General features: G+C 65.6%; 13 protein-coding genes. 11 read left to right on the top strand and 2 right to left on the bottom strand.

Going from position 1 to position 14,988, the window contains the following annotated elements:
* Nucleotides 1-13 precede the first annotated feature (13 nt).
* From nuoH to LXT13_RS16285, 11 genes are all read left to right on the top strand, one after another.
* Complete coding sequence (nuoH, locus tag LXT13_RS16335; protein ID WP_233373024.1) at nt 14-1,111, top strand: NADH-quinone oxidoreductase subunit NuoH; 1,098 nt, start codon at nt 14-16, stop codon at nt 1,109-1,111.
* An 86-nt stretch (nt 1,112-1,197) separates the two neighbouring features.
* A complete protein-coding gene (nuoI, locus tag LXT13_RS16330; RefSeq protein ID WP_233373023.1) occupies nt 1,198-1,683 on the top strand; it encodes an NADH-quinone oxidoreductase subunit NuoI in 486 nt (161 codons plus the stop codon).
* A 53-nt stretch (nt 1,684-1,736) separates the two neighbouring features.
* A complete protein-coding gene (locus tag LXT13_RS16325) occupies nt 1,737-2,378 on the top strand; it encodes an NADH-quinone oxidoreductase subunit J (RefSeq protein ID WP_233373022.1) in 642 nt (213 codons plus the stop codon).
* Nucleotides 2,375-2,695: an NADH-quinone oxidoreductase subunit NuoK gene (nuoK, locus tag LXT13_RS16320; RefSeq protein WP_233373021.1), complete on the top strand. Its 321-nt coding sequence runs from the start codon at nt 2,375-2,377 to the stop codon at nt 2,693-2,695. Before LXT13_RS16325 ends, nuoK begins: the two co-directional genes overlap by 4 nt.
* A gap of 13 nt (nt 2,696-2,708) precedes the next feature.
* On the top strand, nt 2,709-4,772 hold the full coding sequence (gene nuoL / locus LXT13_RS16315) for an NADH-quinone oxidoreductase subunit L (RefSeq protein ID WP_233373020.1): 2,064 nt from the start codon (nt 2,709-2,711) through the stop codon (nt 4,770-4,772).
* A gap of 17 nt (nt 4,773-4,789) precedes the next feature.
* On the top strand, nt 4,790-6,262 hold the full coding sequence (locus tag LXT13_RS16310) for an NADH-quinone oxidoreductase subunit M (RefSeq protein WP_233373019.1): 1,473 nt from the start codon (nt 4,790-4,792) through the stop codon (nt 6,260-6,262).
* 20 nt (nt 6,263-6,282) lie between these two features.
* Nucleotides 6,283-7,764 carry an NADH-quinone oxidoreductase subunit NuoN gene (gene nuoN / locus LXT13_RS16305; protein WP_233373018.1) on the top strand — a complete coding sequence of 494 codons (1,482 nt, stop codon included), beginning with the start codon at nt 6,283-6,285 and terminating at the stop codon, nt 7,762-7,764.
* Between the two features lie 13 nt (nt 7,765-7,777).
* Entirely contained in the window at nt 7,778-8,080 is a 303-nt protein-coding gene (locus LXT13_RS16300) for a DUF2818 family protein (RefSeq protein ID WP_233373017.1), read from the top strand.
* Nucleotides 8,058-8,645, top strand: a complete 588-nt coding sequence (locus LXT13_RS16295; RefSeq protein ID WP_419964683.1) for an NUDIX domain-containing protein — start codon at nt 8,058-8,060, stop codon at nt 8,643-8,645. Before LXT13_RS16300 ends, LXT13_RS16295 begins: the two co-directional genes overlap by 23 nt.
* Nucleotides 8,646-8,824: 179 nt before the next feature.
* Nucleotides 8,825-9,964, top strand: a complete 1,140-nt coding sequence (locus LXT13_RS16290; protein ID WP_233373015.1) for an efflux RND transporter periplasmic adaptor subunit — start codon at nt 8,825-8,827, stop codon at nt 9,962-9,964.
* A 13-nt stretch (nt 9,965-9,977) separates the two neighbouring features.
* Nucleotides 9,978-13,178, top strand: coding sequence for an efflux RND transporter permease subunit (locus tag LXT13_RS16285; protein WP_233373014.1), 3,201 nt, complete (start codon nt 9,978-9,980; stop codon nt 13,176-13,178).
* On the opposite strand, the gene LXT13_RS16280 is transcribed toward LXT13_RS16285, so the two are convergent.
* Together LXT13_RS16280 and LXT13_RS16275 are read right to left on the bottom strand one after the other, a co-directional pair.
* On the bottom strand, nt 13,156-14,559 hold the full coding sequence (locus LXT13_RS16280) for an FAD-binding oxidoreductase (RefSeq protein WP_233373013.1): 1,404 nt from the start codon (nt 14,557-14,559) through the stop codon (nt 13,156-13,158). The two genes, LXT13_RS16285 and LXT13_RS16280, sit on opposite strands and share 23 nt — an antisense overlap.
* On the bottom strand, nt 14,556-14,936 hold the full coding sequence (locus tag LXT13_RS16275) for a DUF2069 domain-containing protein (RefSeq protein ID WP_233373012.1): 381 nt from the start codon (nt 14,934-14,936) through the stop codon (nt 14,556-14,558). Before LXT13_RS16275 ends, LXT13_RS16280 begins: the two co-directional genes overlap by 4 nt.
* Nucleotides 14,937-14,988: the final 52 nt, after the last annotated feature.

Here is a 14,988-nt window from a genome sequence, read left to right as displayed (position 1 = left end):
GGAGCTGACAAGAATGATCGACACCCTCTACCAAAACGGCGCCTCGCTGCTGGGGGCCTTGTGGCCTCTGGTGTGGAGCCTGCTGAAGATCGTCGCAGTGATCCTGCCGCTGCTGGGCTGCGTTGCCTACCTCACGCTGTGGGAGCGCAAGGCCATCGGCTGGTCGCAGATCCGCCCGGGGCCGAACCGCGTTGGTCCCTACGGCCTGCTGACGCCCATCGCCGACGCGGTGAAGCTGATCTTCAAGGAGATCATCAAGCCTGCGGCCGCGAACAAAGGCCTGTTCTTCCTTGGCCCCGTCATGACCATCATGCCGGCGCTGGCTGCTTGGGCCGTCGTGCCCTTCGGCCCAGATGCCGCCGTGGCCAACGTCAACGCCGGCCTGCTGTTCCTGATGGCGATCACGTCGCTGGAGGTCTACGGCGTCATCATCGCCGGCTGGGCGTCCAACTCGAAGTACGCCTTCCTGGGCGCACTGCGTGCGTCGGCGCAGATGGTGTCGTACGAGATCGCCATGGGCTTTGCGCTGGTCGTCGTGCTGATGGTCACCGGCAGCCTGAACATGACCGCCGTCGTGCAGGTGCAGGAGAAGGGCATGTTCGCGGGCATGGGCCTGAACTTCCTGTCCTGGAACTGGCTGCCGCTGCTGCCGATCTTCATCGTCTACTTCATCTCCGGCCTGGCGGAGACGAACCGCCACCCATTCGACGTGGTGGAAGGCGAGTCGGAAATCGTTGCCGGCCACATGATCGAGTACTCGGGCATGTCGTTCGCGATGTTCTTCCTGGCTGAGTACGCCAACATGATCCTGGTGTCGGCGCTGGCCGTCGTCATGTTCCTGGGCGGCTGGAGCGCGCCGATCTCCTGGCACCTGTTGGGCATGGATACGCCTAGCTGGATCCAGAGCTCGATGGCGTTCTGGAACTGGTTCTGGCTGTTCGCCAAGACCTTCGTCGTCGTCACGATGTTCCTGTGGGTGCGCGCCACGTTCCCGCGCTTCCGCTACGACCAGATCATGCGTCTGGGCTGGAAGATCTTCATTCCCGTGACGCTGGTCTGGCTGGTCGTGGTCGGACTCTGGATGCAGACGCCGTTCAACATCTGGAAGTGACATGACGAACCCCACGTTCACTTCGTTCTCTGCCCCCCGAGGGGGCGACTGCCTCCTTGAGGCGGCTCTGCGGAGTCAGTAATCAGATGTCCATCAAAGATTTCGCCAAGAGCTTCCTGCTCACCGAGCTGTTCAAGGGCATGGCCCTGACGGGTCGGCATTTCCTGTCGCGCAACATCACGGTGCAGTTCCCCGAGGAAAAGACGCCGCTGAGCCCGCGCTTCCGTGGCCTGCATGCGCTGCGCCGCTACGAGAACGGTGAAGAGCGCTGCATCGCCTGCAAGCTGTGCGAGGCCGTCTGCCCGGCGATGGCCATCACCATCGAGAGCGACGTGCGAGCCGACGGCAGCCGCCGCACGACGCGCTACGACATCGACCTGACCAAGTGCATCTTCTGCGGCTTCTGCGAGGAAAGCTGCCCGGTCGACTCCATCGTGGAGACGAGCATCTTCGAATATCACGGCGAGAAGCGCGGCGACCTGTACTTCACCAAGGACATGCTTCTGGCGGTCGGTGACAAGTACGAGCCCCAAATCGCGGCGCAAAAGGAGGCGGACGCCAAGTACCGCTGATCGCCGGCCGGCCTGTCGGCCGCCGCGGTCCAGCTCAGCTGGCCTGGATACGTATGGACATCACGACCATCCTCTTCTACGTCTTCTCCGGCATCCTGCTGGTGTCGTCGTTCCGTGTCATCACGGCTCGCAGCACCGTGCATGCGGCGCTGTTCCTGATCCTGTCGTTCTTCACGGCGTCCTGCATCTGGATGCTGCTGAAGGCCGAGTTCCTCGCGATTGCGCTGGTGCTCGTATACATCGGCGCCGTCATGGTGCTGTTCCTGTTCGTCGTCATGATGCTCGACCTGAACACGGACAGCCTGCGTGAGGGCTTCTGGAAGCACCTGCCGGTGGCGGCCGTCATCGGCGCGCTGATCGCCTTCGAGATGGGCATCGTCCTGATGGGCGGCTTCCAGCTGTCCGACGCACCGGCGCTGACCGCTGCCCAGGTGGAGCAGGGCAACACCAAGCTGCTTGGCATCGAGATCTACACGAGCTACCTGTATCCGCTGCAGATCGCCGCCGTCCTCCTGCTGGTCGCCATCGTTGCCGCCATCGCGCTGACACTGCGCCGACGCAAGGATTCGCGCGCCATGGACCCGTCCGAGCAAGTCAAGGTCACGAAGGCGCAGCGCCTGAAGATCGTCAAGATGGCGCCCACCGTCGCCGCCCCTGCACAAGCTGCCGCACCCACCGAAGGAGGCCAGGCATGATCGGCGCCGCTGGATTGACCCTGGGCCATTTCCTGACGCTGGGCGCGATGCTGTTCGCGCTGTCGGTCATCGGCATCTTCCTGAACCGCAAGAACCTGATCGTTCTGCTGATGGCCATTGAGCTGATGCTGCTGGCAGTCAACCTCAACTTCGTCGCGTTCTCCCACTACCTGGGCAACATGGACGGTCAGGTCTTCGTGTTCTTCATCCTGACCGTCGCGGCGGCCGAGTCGGCCATCGGCTTGGCCATCCTTGTCGTGCTGTTCCGCAACCGGGCCAGCATCAACGTCGAAGAGCTCGACGCTCTCAAGGGCTGAGGACACGCACAAGATGTCTGCACAACTCAACCAGAACCTGCTGCTCGCCGTGCCGCTGGCGCCGTTGGCGGGCGCCATCGTCGCCGGCTTCTTCGGCAAGATCGTCGGCCGCCGCGGCGCCCACACGGCCACGATCCTTGGCGTCCTCGTCGCCTTCATCATCTCGGCCATGACGCTCTACAGCGTCGCCGTCGATGGCGCCCGTTTCAGCGGGACCGTCTACGAGTGGATGACGCTCGGCTCGCTGAAGATGGAGATCGGCTTCCTCATCGACGGCCTGACGGCCATGATGATGGTGGTCGTGACCTTCGTGTCGCTGATGGTGCACATCTACACCATCGGCTACATGGAGGAGGACCCGGGCTACCAGCGCTTCTTCTCGTATATCTCGCTGTTCACGTTCAGCATGCTGATGCTGGTCATGAGCAACAACATGCTCCAGCTGTTCTTCGGCTGGGAGGCGGTGGGCCTGGTGTCGTACCTGCTGATCGGCTTCTGGTACACCAAGCCGTCGGCCGTGTTCGCCAACATGAAGGCCTTCCTCGTGAACCGGGTCGGCGACTTCGGCTTCATCCTGGGCATCGGCCTGCTGGTGGCGTTCGGCGGTTCCCTGAATTACGCCGAGACTTTCGCCAAGGCCGATGAGCTCGCCAAGCTCAGCTTCCCGGGCACTGACTGGGCGCTGTTGACCGTGGCCTGCATCTGTCTGTTCATCGGTGCGATGGGCAAGTCGGCGCAGTTCCCGCTGCACGTCTGGCTACCGGACTCGATGGAAGGCCCGACCCCCATCTCCGCGCTGATCCACGCGGCCACGATGGTGACGGCCGGCATCTTCATGGTGGCACGCATGTCGCCGCTGTTCGAGCTGTCCGACACGGCGCTGAACTTCGTCATGGTGATCGGCGCGATCACGGCGCTGTTCATGGGCTTCCTGGGCATCATCCAGAACGACATCAAGCGCGTCGTCGCGTATTCCACGCTGTCGCAGCTGGGCTACATGACCGTGGCGCTGGGCGCGTCGGCCTACTCGGTCGCCGTCTTCCACCTGATGACGCACGCGTTCTTCAAGGCGCTGCTGTTCCTCGGCGCGGGCTCCGTCATCATCGGCATGCACCACGACCAGGACATCCGCAACATGGGCGGCCTGTGGAAGTACATGAAGATCACGTGGCTCACGTCGCTGCTGGGGTCGCTGGCCCTCATCGGCACGCCGCTGTTCTCGGGCTTCTATTCCAAGGATTCGATCATCGAGGCGGTGCATGCCAGCCACCTGCCCGGTGCCGGCTTCGCGTACTTCGCTGTCATCGTCGGCGTGTTCGTCACCGCGTTCTACTCGTTCCGGATGTTCTTCCTCGTCTTCCATGGCAAGGAGCACTTCCATCACAAGCCGTTCCCGGGCGAGCACGATCACCATGACGACGGCCATGGCCACGCGCACACGCCGCATGAGTCGCCGGCCGTGGTTTGGATTCCGCTGGTGCTGCTGGCGATCCCGTCGGTCGTCGTCGGCCTGCTGACCATCGCGCCCATGCTGTACGGGGACTTCTTCAAGGACGCCATCTTCGTCAACGGCCACATCCATCATGCGATGGGCGAGCTGCGCGAGGAGTTCATGCACGGTGCCGAGGTGATGCAGGGCAACGAAGCGCTCAAGATGGCGCTGGGTGCCTTCACGTCGCTGCCGTTCTGGCTGGCCCTGTCCGGTGTCGCGACTGCCTACGTGTTCTACATGGTCGCGCCGAGCATTCCGGCCACGCTGGCCAAGGTGCTGCGTCCGCTGATCATCGTCCTGGAGAACAAGTACTTCATGGACTGGATCAACGAGAACATCCTCGCCCGCCTGGCCCGTGCCATCGGTGTCGGCCTGTGGAAGGGCGGCGATGCCGGCCTGATCGACGGCCTGATCATCAACGGCTCGGCCCGTACCGTCGGTGGCATCGCCGGCCTCGTGCGGCGCTTCCAGACCGGTTACCTCTACTGGTACGCGCTGGTCATGATCCTCGGCGTGACCGGGTTGATGACCTGGCAGCTCTGGCCGTATATCAAGCCCCAGTTCAACGCCCTGTTCGGGTTCTGACGAGGCGGAGAACAAGAATGTTGCTGAGTCTTGCTATTTTTCTGCCCATCGTCTGCGGCGCACTGCTGCTGGCGGTCGGGCGCAACGAACAGGCCAATGCCGTGCGCTGGATGGCGCTGGCGGCGGCCGTGGCGAGTTTTCTCGTCACGCTCCCGCTCATCACGGGCTTCGACACAACGACCGCTGCGATGCAGTTCGTCGAGAAGCAGGCCTGGATCGAGCGCTTCAACATCCACTACCACCTCGGCGTGGATGGCATCTCGATGTGGTTCGTTCCGCTGACGGCCTTCATCACCATCATCGTCGTCATCGCAGCCTGGGAGGTCATCGAGACGCGCGTCAACCAGTACCTGGGCGCGTTCCTGATCCTGTCGGGTCTGATGGTGGGCGTGTTCAGTGCGCTGGACGGCATGCTGTTCTACGTGTTCTTCGAGGCCACGCTGATCCCGATGTACATCATCATCGGCGTCTGGGGTGGCCCGAACCGCGTCTACGCAGCTTTCAAGTTCTTCCTGTACACGCTGGCCGGCTCGCTGCTGATGCTGATCGCGCTGCTGTACCTCTACACGAAGTCGGGTGGTTTCGACATCCAGGCATGGCACAAGCTGCCGCTGACCGGCGGTGCGCAGACCTGGCTGTTCTTCGCCTTCCTGGCCGCCTTCTCGGTCAAGGTGCCGATGTGGCCGGTGCACACCTGGCTGCCTGACGCCCACGTCGAGGCGCCCACCGGCGGCTCCGTCGTGCTGGCGGCCATCATGCTGAAGCTGGGCTGCTACGGCTTCCTGCGCTTCTCGCTGCCGATCGCGCCGGACGCCGCACGTGAGTGGTCGTGGCTCATCATCGCGATGTCGCTGATCGCCGTCGTCTACATCGGCCTCGTCGCGCTGGTGCAGAAGGACATGAAGAAGCTGGTGGCCTACTCGTCCATCGCCCACATGGGTTTCGTGACGCTGGGCTTCTTCATCTTCAACGAGCTGGGCATGTCCGGCGGCATCGTGCAGATGATCTCGCACGGCTTCGTGTCGGGCGCCATGTTCCTGTGCATCGGCGTGCTCTACGACCGCGTGCATTCGCGGGAGATCGCGTCCTATGGCGGCGTGGTCAATACGATGCCCACCTTCGCTGCGTTCGCCGTCTTCTTCGGTATGGCCAACTGCGGCTTGCCGGCGACGGCGGGTTTCGTCGGCGAGTGGATGGTCATCCTCGGCACCGTGAAGGCCAACTTCTGGCTGGGCGGCATCGCCGCGACGGCACTCATCTTCGGCGCGGCCTACACACTGTGGATGATCAAGCGCGTCTACTTCGGCGCGGTGGCCAACGACCATGTGCGTGACCTGACCGACATCAACAAGCGCGAGTTCCTCATGCTCGCGGTGCTGGCCATCGCAACGCTCTACATGGGTGTCTATCCCAAGCCCTTCACCGACGTGATGCATCAGTCCGTCGTCGAACTGCTCCAGCACGTCGCGCAGAGCAAGATCCCGGTTTGATGGCGAGCTGAGGCAAAACAATGACCAACATGAACTGGCTCGCGATCTATCCCGAAATCCTGCTGCTGGCGATGGGCTGCCTGGTGGCCCTGGTGGACCTGTGGGTCACCGACGAGCAGCGCCGCCCGACCTACTGGCTCACGCAGCTGACGCTCGCCGTCGTGGGTGGCATGCACTTCGCGTACTTCGATGCCGGCCTGACGACCTACGCCATGCAGGGCATGGTCGTTGCCGACCCGATGGGCCATCTGCTCGCCGGCTTTGCCTGCGTGGCCACGCTGATCACCCTCGTCTATGCGCGGCCGTACGCCGGCGTGCGCGAGATGCTGAAGGGCGAACTCTTCATCCTGAGCCTGTTCGCGCTGCTCGGCATCTCGGTGATGCTGTCGGCCAACAACTTCCTGGTCATCTACCTCGGCCTGGAACTGATGAGCCTGTCGCTGTACGCGCTGGTGGCCCTGAGGCGTGACCACGCCGTGTCCACCGAGGCGGCGATGAAGTATTTCGTGCTCGGTGCGCTGGCTAGCGGCTTCCTGCTGTACGGCCTGTCGATGATGTACGGCGCCACCGGCTCGCTGAGCATCCCCGAGGTCTTCAAGGTGATCTCGCAAGGCATCCCGAACAAGGCGGTTCTCGTCTTCGGCGTCGTCTTCGTCGTCGCGGGCCTGGCTTTCAAGCTCGGCGCTGCCCCCTTCCACATGTGGGTGCCCGACGTCTACCAGGGCGCGCCGACCGCCGTCACGCTGATGATCGGCGGCGCCCCCAAGCTGGCCGCCTTCGCCATCACCGTCCGCCTGCTGGTGGAAGGCATGAGCGCGCTGGCCGCCGACTGGCAGCAGATGCTGGTCGTGCTGTCCGTGCTGTCCTTGCTGGTGGGTAACCTGGCCGCCATCGCGCAGAGCAACCTCAAGCGCATGCTGGCCTATTCGACGATCGCGAACATGGGCTTCATGCTGCTCGGCATGACGGCCGCCTACGTCAACGGCAGCGCCAACTGGAGCTACAACGCGATCAGCTCGGCGATGTTCTATGCCGTCACCTACGTGATGACGACGCTGGGCACTTTCGGCATGGTCATCCTGCTGTCGCGCCAGGGGCACGAAGCCGAAGAAATCAAGGACCTCGCCGGCCTGTCCAAGCGCAGCCCCTGGTTCGCGCTCGTCATGACGATGTTCATGTTCTCGCTGGCTGGTGTGCCACCCACCGTGGGCTTCTACGCGAAGCTCGCCGTGCTGCAGGCGCTGGTGGCCGCGGACACGCCGTTCTACCTCTACCTGTCCGGCTTCGCCGTCGTGATCTCGCTGATCGGCGCGTTCTACTACCTGCGCGTCGTCAAGGTGATGTGGTTCGACGCCCCCACGGACACGGCGCCGCTAGCAGCGCCCGGTGACGTGCGCTTCGTCATGACGCTCAATGGCGCCGCCGTGCTGGTTCTGGGTCTGATGCCCGGCGGCCTGCTGGAGCTGTGCAAGGTCGCGATCCGCCAGGCGCTGACCACCTGAGGTTGCAGCGGGCATGGACCAGTCTGTCGCTGTCTGGCTGGTTCTGGCCGTGGCCACCGCCGCGGCCAACCTGCCTTACTTCAACGAGCGCCTGCTGCTCGTCGGCCCCCGCCGGGCTCCGAAGTCCGCCTGGTGGCGCTTGTTGGAACTGCTGCTGATGGCGGTGCTTACCTTCGCCGCCGGCTCCATTCTGGAGGCTCGCATCGGCCAGCGCCAGGCGCAGGGCTGGGAGTTCTACGCCGCGGGCGCCTGTCTGTTCGTCACGCTGGGATTCCCAGGATTCGTCTGGAGGTATCTGCGCCGTGGCCGAGGCTGACGATCATCTCGTCGAACGCCTGCTCGACAGCACGCAGGTCTACCAGGGCCACTTCCTGGATGTGCGCCGTGACAGCGTTGTGCTGCCCGACGGACGCACCGCCCATCGTGAGTACATCCGCCACCCCGGCGCCGTGATGATCGTCCCGCTGCTGGATGATGGCCGTCTGCTGATGGAGCGCCAGTACCGCTATCCGATGGGTCGCGTGATGCTGGAGTTCCCTGCCGGCAAGCTCGATGCCGGTGAAAGCCCGCTCGTCTGCGGCCAGCGTGAACTGCTTGAAGAGACGGGTTACAGCGCGGCTGAATGGGCCTATGCCGGCGTGCTGCACAACGCCATTGCCTATTCCGACGAAGGCATCCATATCTACTTTGCGCGGGGCCTGACCCAGGGCGCGCAGCAGCTCGATGAGGGCGAGTTCGTCGAACTCGTCAGCCATACGGCGGAAGAACTCGATGCTGCCGCGGCGCGGGGCGAGCTGACCGATGCCAAGACGCTGATCGGCCTACTGTGGCTTCAGCGCTGGCAGCAGGGTGGCTGGCCGCTGGACTGGCAGGCTGTTTGAGGGGCATGGCGGCGGCCTGAGGCTGGCCGCCTGAATCAGCGTCGTACCGAGGAGCAGCGTCGCCCGCGAAGGCCGGTTTGGGCACTTTCACGTTGCATGACCTCTGGCGCACATGTGTCGGACCGTTAAGCTGTCGGGTTTGTGTCGTCCGACCCCTGTCCTCTGAAGAAGGCTTCTCCATGACGCGTGCCACGCCGATCCTCGCTGTCCTGACCCTCGCCCTGGCTCTTGCCGCCTGCAAGGGCGGCAAGCCCGACGAAGCCCAGGCCGCGGCCAAGCCTGCTGCGCCGCTGCTGCTGGCGCCCGAGGATCTGCGCCAGGTCGGCCAGAGCGGTCTGATTGGCGCTCCGGTCATCACCGGCGCCATCCAGCCCGCACGGCGCGCGGACCTGCGCGCCGAAGTCGCGGCCGTCGTGCTGCAGGTGGCCAAGGACAACGGCGAGCGGGTCCGCACCGGCGACCTCATCATCCGCCTCGACCCCACCGCCATCCGCGACAGCCTCACATCCGCCGAGGAAGCGCTGCGCGCCGCGCAGCAGAGCTTCGAGCAGACCGAGCGCGTGCTGGCCCGCCAGCGCACGTTGAACCAGCAGGGCATGATCTCCATGCAAGGCCTGGAGGACGCCGAGGTGCGCCGAAACGCCGCGCAGAGCGAACTGGCCGCGGCCAAGGCCCGCCTCGTCACGGCGCGCCAGCAGGTCTCTCGCACCGAGGTGCGGGCCCCGTTCGATGGCGTCGTCAGCGAGCGCAAGATCTCCGTCGGCGACACGGTCCAGGTCGGCCGTGAGCTGATCAAAGTCATCGACCCGGCCTCCATGCGCTTCGAAGGTCAAGTGTCGGCGGATCGGTTGAGCGAGCTGAAGCTGGGCCAGCCTGTGTCGTTCCGCGTCAACGGCTTCGGCGACGCCGATTTCCGCGGCAAGCTGGCGCGTATTGATGCCGCGGCCAACGCGACAACCCGCCAGGTCGAACTCATCGCCGAGTTCGACGACCGCAGCAAGGCACCGCAGGTCTCCGGCCTCTATGCCGAAGGCCGGGTCGAGAACACCGAGCGCAAGGCGCTGGTGCTGGCTGAAGGCTCCATCCAGCGCCAGGGTGACGTCGCTTACGTTTGGAAGCTGGCCGGCAATCAGTTGAAGAAGGTCAGCGTCACGCTCGGCGATCGTGACGAGCGCCGTGGCGAGGTGGTCATCCTGTCGGGCCTGGCGCAGGGCGAGGACGTGCTGCGCAACCCGACCGGCAATCTCACCGACGGCGCGCCCATCCAGCGCGTGAAGGCCGGGTCTGGCGCCGCATCCGCCGTGACGGCGGCGAAGTAAGTAGGAGGTCGCGATGTTCCTCTCCAACTTCAGCATCAGCCGGCCGGTGGCGACCGTCGTGCTGGTCATCGGCCTGATGCTCATGGGCCTGCTGGCCCTGTCCAAGCTGCGCGTCAACCAGATGCCGGACGTCGAGCCGCCTGTGCTGGTCATCAACATCCCGTATCCGGGCGCTTCGCCAGAGACGGCGGAACGCGAGGTCGTCAATCGCATCGAGAAGGCGCTGCAGAGCATCTCCGGCGTGGACCGCTCCACCTCTACATCGCGTGAGGGCAGCGCCACCATCGTGCTGATCTTCGACTTCTCGAAGAACATGATCGAAGCTGCCGACGAGGTGCGCAATGCCATCGCGTCGGTGCGCTACAAGCTGCCGACCGAGATCCGCGAGCCCATCATCACGCGCGTGGACCCGGGTGCGCAGCCCATCCTGCAGCTGTCGTTGTCGAGCAAGACGCTGTCGCATGCGCAGATCAGCCGCCTGGCGGAAGACAAGCTGGCCGAGCGCTTCCGCGGCATCACCGGCGTGTCCACGGTCACCGTCAACGGCTCGCTGTTGCGCGAGCTGTCCATCCTGCTGCGCGCCGAGAAGCTGCGCGAGTTCGGTGTGTCCGTCACGGAGGTGCTGCAGGCTGTACGCGCGCAGAACACGACGGCGCCGGTCGGCAAGGTGCGCGGCACGCTGGAAGACCAGAGCATCCGCCTGCTTGGGCGCCTTGCGTCGCCGAGCGAATTCGAGCAGATGATCATCAAGCGCAACGGCAACAACGTCGTGCGCCTTGGGCAGATCGCCGAGGTCAAGGACGGCTTTGCCGAGATGACCGGCTACTCGCTGCGCAACGGTCAGCCAAACGTCGGCATCTCCATCACGCGCTCGCGCGATGCGTCCACCGTGAGCGTCGCCGTGGAAGCTCGCAAGCTGGTCGATGAAATCCGCAAGGAACTGCCTGAGGGCACGACACTGGAGATCACGCAGGACGGTGGCAAGGATGCCGAGAACAGCCTGCACAACGTCACGCATGCGCTTGTCTTCGGCGCCGGCCTGACGATCTTCGTCGTCTACGCCTTCCTCAACAGCTGGCGCTCCACGCTGATCACCGCGCTGTCGCTGCCGACATCGGTGCTGGCCGCGTTCATCGCCGTGTGGGTCATGGGCTTCTCGCTGAACTTCATGAGCCTGCTGGGCCTGTCGCTGGCCATCGGCGTGCTCATCGACGACGCGATCGTCGTGCGAGAGAACATCGTGCGGCACATGGAGCGCGGCGCCGACCGCGTGACGGCTGCGCGCGAGGGCACGGCCGAGATCGGCCTGGCCGTCGCGGCCACAACGTTCGCCATCGTCGCCGTCTTCGTGCCGGTGGCCTTCATGGGCCAGGGTCCGGGCCAGTGGTTCAAGCCCTTCGCGCTGACCGTGGTGGCCTCCGTCATCGTGTCGCTGCTCATCAGCTTCACGCTCGACCCAATGCTGTCGGCCTACTGGGGTGATCCGCCGGGTTATCACGAGCAGCCCAAGAAGGGCTTCGGCAAGCTGCTGCAGCGCTTCAACCACTGGTTCGACGGTGTTGCCAACGGCTACGGCCACGTCATCGCGTGGGCGCTGCATCACCGCCGCTGGATGGCCGCGTTCGCCGTGGCGAGCTTTTTCGGCGCGATCGGCCTGCAGGTGACAATGGGCGGGTCGGACTTCCTGCCGCGCGCCGATGCCGGATTCCTCGCCATCGAAGTGCGCTCGCCCGCGTCCAGCAGCCTGGAGTACTCCAAGCTCAAGCTCGACGCCGCAGCCGCGCTGGCCTCGACGATCCCCGAGACGAAGGCCACGATGGCGTACCCGAACGCCGCCGGCGGACGCATCTATGTGGACATCGGCAAGAGCACCGATCGCCAGCGCTCGGCCGCGCAGGTGGCCACCGAGTTGCGCGACAAGGTGTCGCGGCTGGTCGGCGCCGAGTACGTGGTGCTCGACGACCTCAACAACGGCGCCCAAAAGCCGGTGCAGATCCGCTTCTACGGCACCGACACGCGCAAGCTCCAGCAGATCACGCAGGACTTCGTACAGGCGATGAAGGGCATCAAGGGCGCCGTGGACATCGGCTACTCCGAGCAGGACCCGCAGGACGAGTTGCAGATCGAGTTGGACCGTGGCCTGGCCAACCAGATGGGCATTTCCGTCAACGACGCGGCGCAGTCGCTGCGCGTGGCGTTTGCCGGCGTCGAGGCCGGGGATTGGGTCGACCCGACGGGCGAGACGCGCGACGTGGCCATCCGCCTGCATCCGGCCGATCGGGTGGATGCCGCCAACATCGAGCGCCTGCCGATCGCCGTGTCGGGCAGCAACCGCATGGTGCCGCTGGACCAGATCGCCACCGTCACGATGGGCAAGGGCCCCAGCCAGATCCAGCACGGCGACGGCAAGAGGACGATCACCGTCAGCGCCAACGCACAGGGCCGCTCGTCCGGTGAGGTCACGGCGGAAGCGCAGAAGCTGGCCAAGGCCATCGACTTCCCGCCTGGTTTCGGCATCGAGCTGACCGGCTCGGCGCGCGACCAGCAGGTTGTCTTCACGGCCATGATCACCGCACTGCTGTCCGGCATCGCGCTGATGTACTTCGTGCTGGTCATCCAGTTCAACAGCTTCACGGCACCGCTGGCCGTCATGCTGTCGCTGCCGCTGAGCCTCATCGGCGTGGTGGTCGCCCTCATCGTCACGAACGGGACGCTGAACCTGATGAGCCTCATCGGCGTCATCATGCTGATGGGCCTCGTGGCCAAGAACGCCATCTTGCTGCTGGACGCTACGCGCCAGGAGGAGGCCACCGGTGTGGACCGCGAGGAGGCGCTGATGCACGCCGGCCGCAAGCGCTTCCGCCCCATCCTGATGACGACCTTCGCGCTGATTGCCGGCATGCTGCCGGTGGCCATCGGCGTGGGGGAGGGCGGCGAGTTCTACCGGCCGATGGCCGTGGCCATCATCGGCGGCACGATCACGTCGACGCTGCTGACGCTGCTGGTCGTCCCCACCTTCTACGACAGCATCGAGATCGCCCGCGACCGGGCGCTGGCCAAGTTCCGCCGCCGCGTGCCGCGCTTCACGATGGTCGGCGCCTTCCTGATGACGGTGGTCGAAGCCGTGCTGGCGCTGCTTCTGGTGCGACTCGTGTTCCGCCTGGTGCTGTGGCCGTTCGGCCGCCGCCGCTCTACAGGAGCCGTCCCGGGTTGAGCAGGTCCAGCGGGTCCAGCGCCCGCTTGATCGAGCGCATCAACGTCAACCCGACCGGGTCTTTGCGCCGAACCAGCTCGTCGCGCTTGAGGCGGCCGATGCCATGCTCGGCCGAGATAGAGCCGCCGAGTCGCTGCACGGCGTCATAGACCTGCTCGTTGATCGCCGCCTCGTGCGTGGCGAGAAAGTCGGCGTGCGCCACGCCGGCCGGCGCCTGCACGTTGTAGTGCAGGTTGCCGTCGCCCAGGTGGCCGAAGTTGATGACCTCGATGCCCGGCATGTAGGCCGACAGCACCGCGTCCATTTGGGCCACGAACGGCGGGATGCTGGAGACCGGCAGCGAGATGTCGTGCTTGATGTTGAGGCCGGCCTGCGCCTGCGCCAGCGGGATGGACTCGCGCAGATGCCAGAAGTCCTGGGCCTGCTGCAGGTTCTGCGCGATGACGGCGTCCTGCACGAGTCCGCGCTCGGCGGCGGCCTCCAGCAGGCCTTCGAAGACGGCCTGGGCATGCGCTGCACCCTCGGCATCCGACAGTTCCAGCAGCACCGTCCACGGCGACGCGGGCAGGGGCTGGCGCAGCTGCGGCAGCTCGCGGGCCACCAGTGCGAGCGCGGCGCGGCTCATGACTTCGAAGCCGGTCAGCGCATCGCCGGCGCGCGAGCGGGCCAGGCCCAGCAGCGCGACGGCCTCATCGATCGATGGGCACGCCGCCAGCGCGGTAAGCCGCTCGCGCGGCTGTGGATGCAGCTTCATCGTCGCGGCCGTGATGATGCCCAGCGTCCCTTCGCTGCCGATGAATAGGTCGCGCAGGTCATAGCCGGTGTTGTCCTTGCGCAGGCCGGACAGGCCGTGCCAGACGTCGCCCTGCGCGGTCACCACCTCGAGCCCCAGGCACAGCTCGCGGGCATTGCCATAACGCAGCACCTGCGTGCCGCCGGCGTTCGTCGCCAGGTTGCCGCCCAGCGTGCAGCTGCCCTCGGCGGCGAGGCTCAGCGGAAACAACAGCCCGGCGGCCGCAGCCGCGGCCTGCACGTCGGCCAGCACGCAGCCGGCCTCGGCGGTGAGGCTGGCGTTGGCTGCGTCGATCTCGCGCAGGCGCTTCATGCGCGTCAGGCTCAGTACGAGTTGCCGGCCGCTGTCGTCGGGCGTCGATCCGCCGACCAGGCCGGTGTTGCCGCCCTGGGGAACTATGGGCACGCGATGCTCGTGGCACAGCCGCATGATGGCGGCGACCTCGTCGGTCGACACGGGCCGCGCGACGGCCAGCGCGCGGCCGGGATAGCGCTTGCGCCAGTCACGCTCGTAGGCCGATAGATCGCCACCGGTGAGCAAGCCCGCCTCGCCCAACCGGTCGCGCAGGGCGGGCAGGAAGGACGTCATGCCACCTTGGCCGCGGCCAGCCGCTGGCGGATCTGCGCCGTGCAGGCTGTGAAGACGACCAGCCCTAACGCCACCTCGGTGGCGGCCAGCCATTGCCCGAGGCCGCCTTCGCTGGTGGCTCGTACCAGCCCTTCCAATACGTAGAGCCACACGAACAGCGCCACCCAGCGATAGGTATAGAGCCGGTAGCGCCACAACCCCAGCGGCGCCGGCAGCAGCGGAAGCACCTTCAGCGCCAGCGTGCCCTGGCCGGTCGGCGCCAGCCACAGCTCCCAAGCCAGGCACAGCAGCGCCAGGGCCGTCACGCTCGTCACGGCCAGGTTGCGGGACAGGCGCTCGGCGGCGCTGGGTGAGGTTCTTTGCAGGGCGTCGGGCATCACTGCGGCATCATAGAAGCCATGTCCGATGCTCCCTTGCCCGCCGCCGACC

It is taken from the genome of Pelomonas cellulosilytica (assembly GCF_021353265.1).
Classification (GTDB): Bacteria; Pseudomonadota; Gammaproteobacteria; order Burkholderiales; family Burkholderiaceae_C; genus Pelomonas; species Pelomonas cellulosilytica.
Note: the sequence above shows the minus strand (reverse complement) of the source record. Positions and strands in the feature narration are given on the sequence as shown.

Coding starts and splice junctions, on each gene's coding strand:
- LXT13_RS16285 (WP_233373014.1), top strand. CDS start 9,978: ATGTTCCTCTCCAACTTCAGCATCAGCCGGCCGGTGGCGACCGTCGTG.
- nuoH (WP_233373024.1), top strand. CDS start 14: ATGATCGACACCCTCTACCAAAACGGCGCCTCGCTGCTGGGGGCCTTG.
- LXT13_RS16275 (WP_233373012.1), bottom strand. CDS start 14,936: ATGCCCGACGCCCTGCAAAGAACCTCACCCAGCGCCGCCGAGCGCCTG.
- LXT13_RS16325 (WP_233373022.1), top strand. CDS start 1,737: ATGGACATCACGACCATCCTCTTCTACGTCTTCTCCGGCATCCTGCTG.
- nuoK (WP_233373021.1), top strand. CDS start 2,375: ATGATCGGCGCCGCTGGATTGACCCTGGGCCATTTCCTGACGCTGGGC.
- LXT13_RS16290 (WP_233373015.1), top strand. CDS start 8,825: ATGACGCGTGCCACGCCGATCCTCGCTGTCCTGACCCTCGCCCTGGCT.
- nuoI (WP_233373023.1), top strand. CDS start 1,198: ATGTCCATCAAAGATTTCGCCAAGAGCTTCCTGCTCACCGAGCTGTTC.
- nuoN (WP_233373018.1), top strand. CDS start 6,283: ATGACCAACATGAACTGGCTCGCGATCTATCCCGAAATCCTGCTGCTG.
- LXT13_RS16310 (WP_233373019.1), top strand. CDS start 4,790: ATGTTGCTGAGTCTTGCTATTTTTCTGCCCATCGTCTGCGGCGCACTG.
- nuoL (WP_233373020.1), top strand. CDS start 2,709: ATGTCTGCACAACTCAACCAGAACCTGCTGCTCGCCGTGCCGCTGGCG.
- LXT13_RS16280 (WP_233373013.1), bottom strand. CDS start 14,559: ATGACGTCCTTCCTGCCCGCCCTGCGCGACCGGTTGGGCGAGGCGGGC.
- LXT13_RS16300 (WP_233373017.1), top strand. CDS start 7,778: ATGGACCAGTCTGTCGCTGTCTGGCTGGTTCTGGCCGTGGCCACCGCC.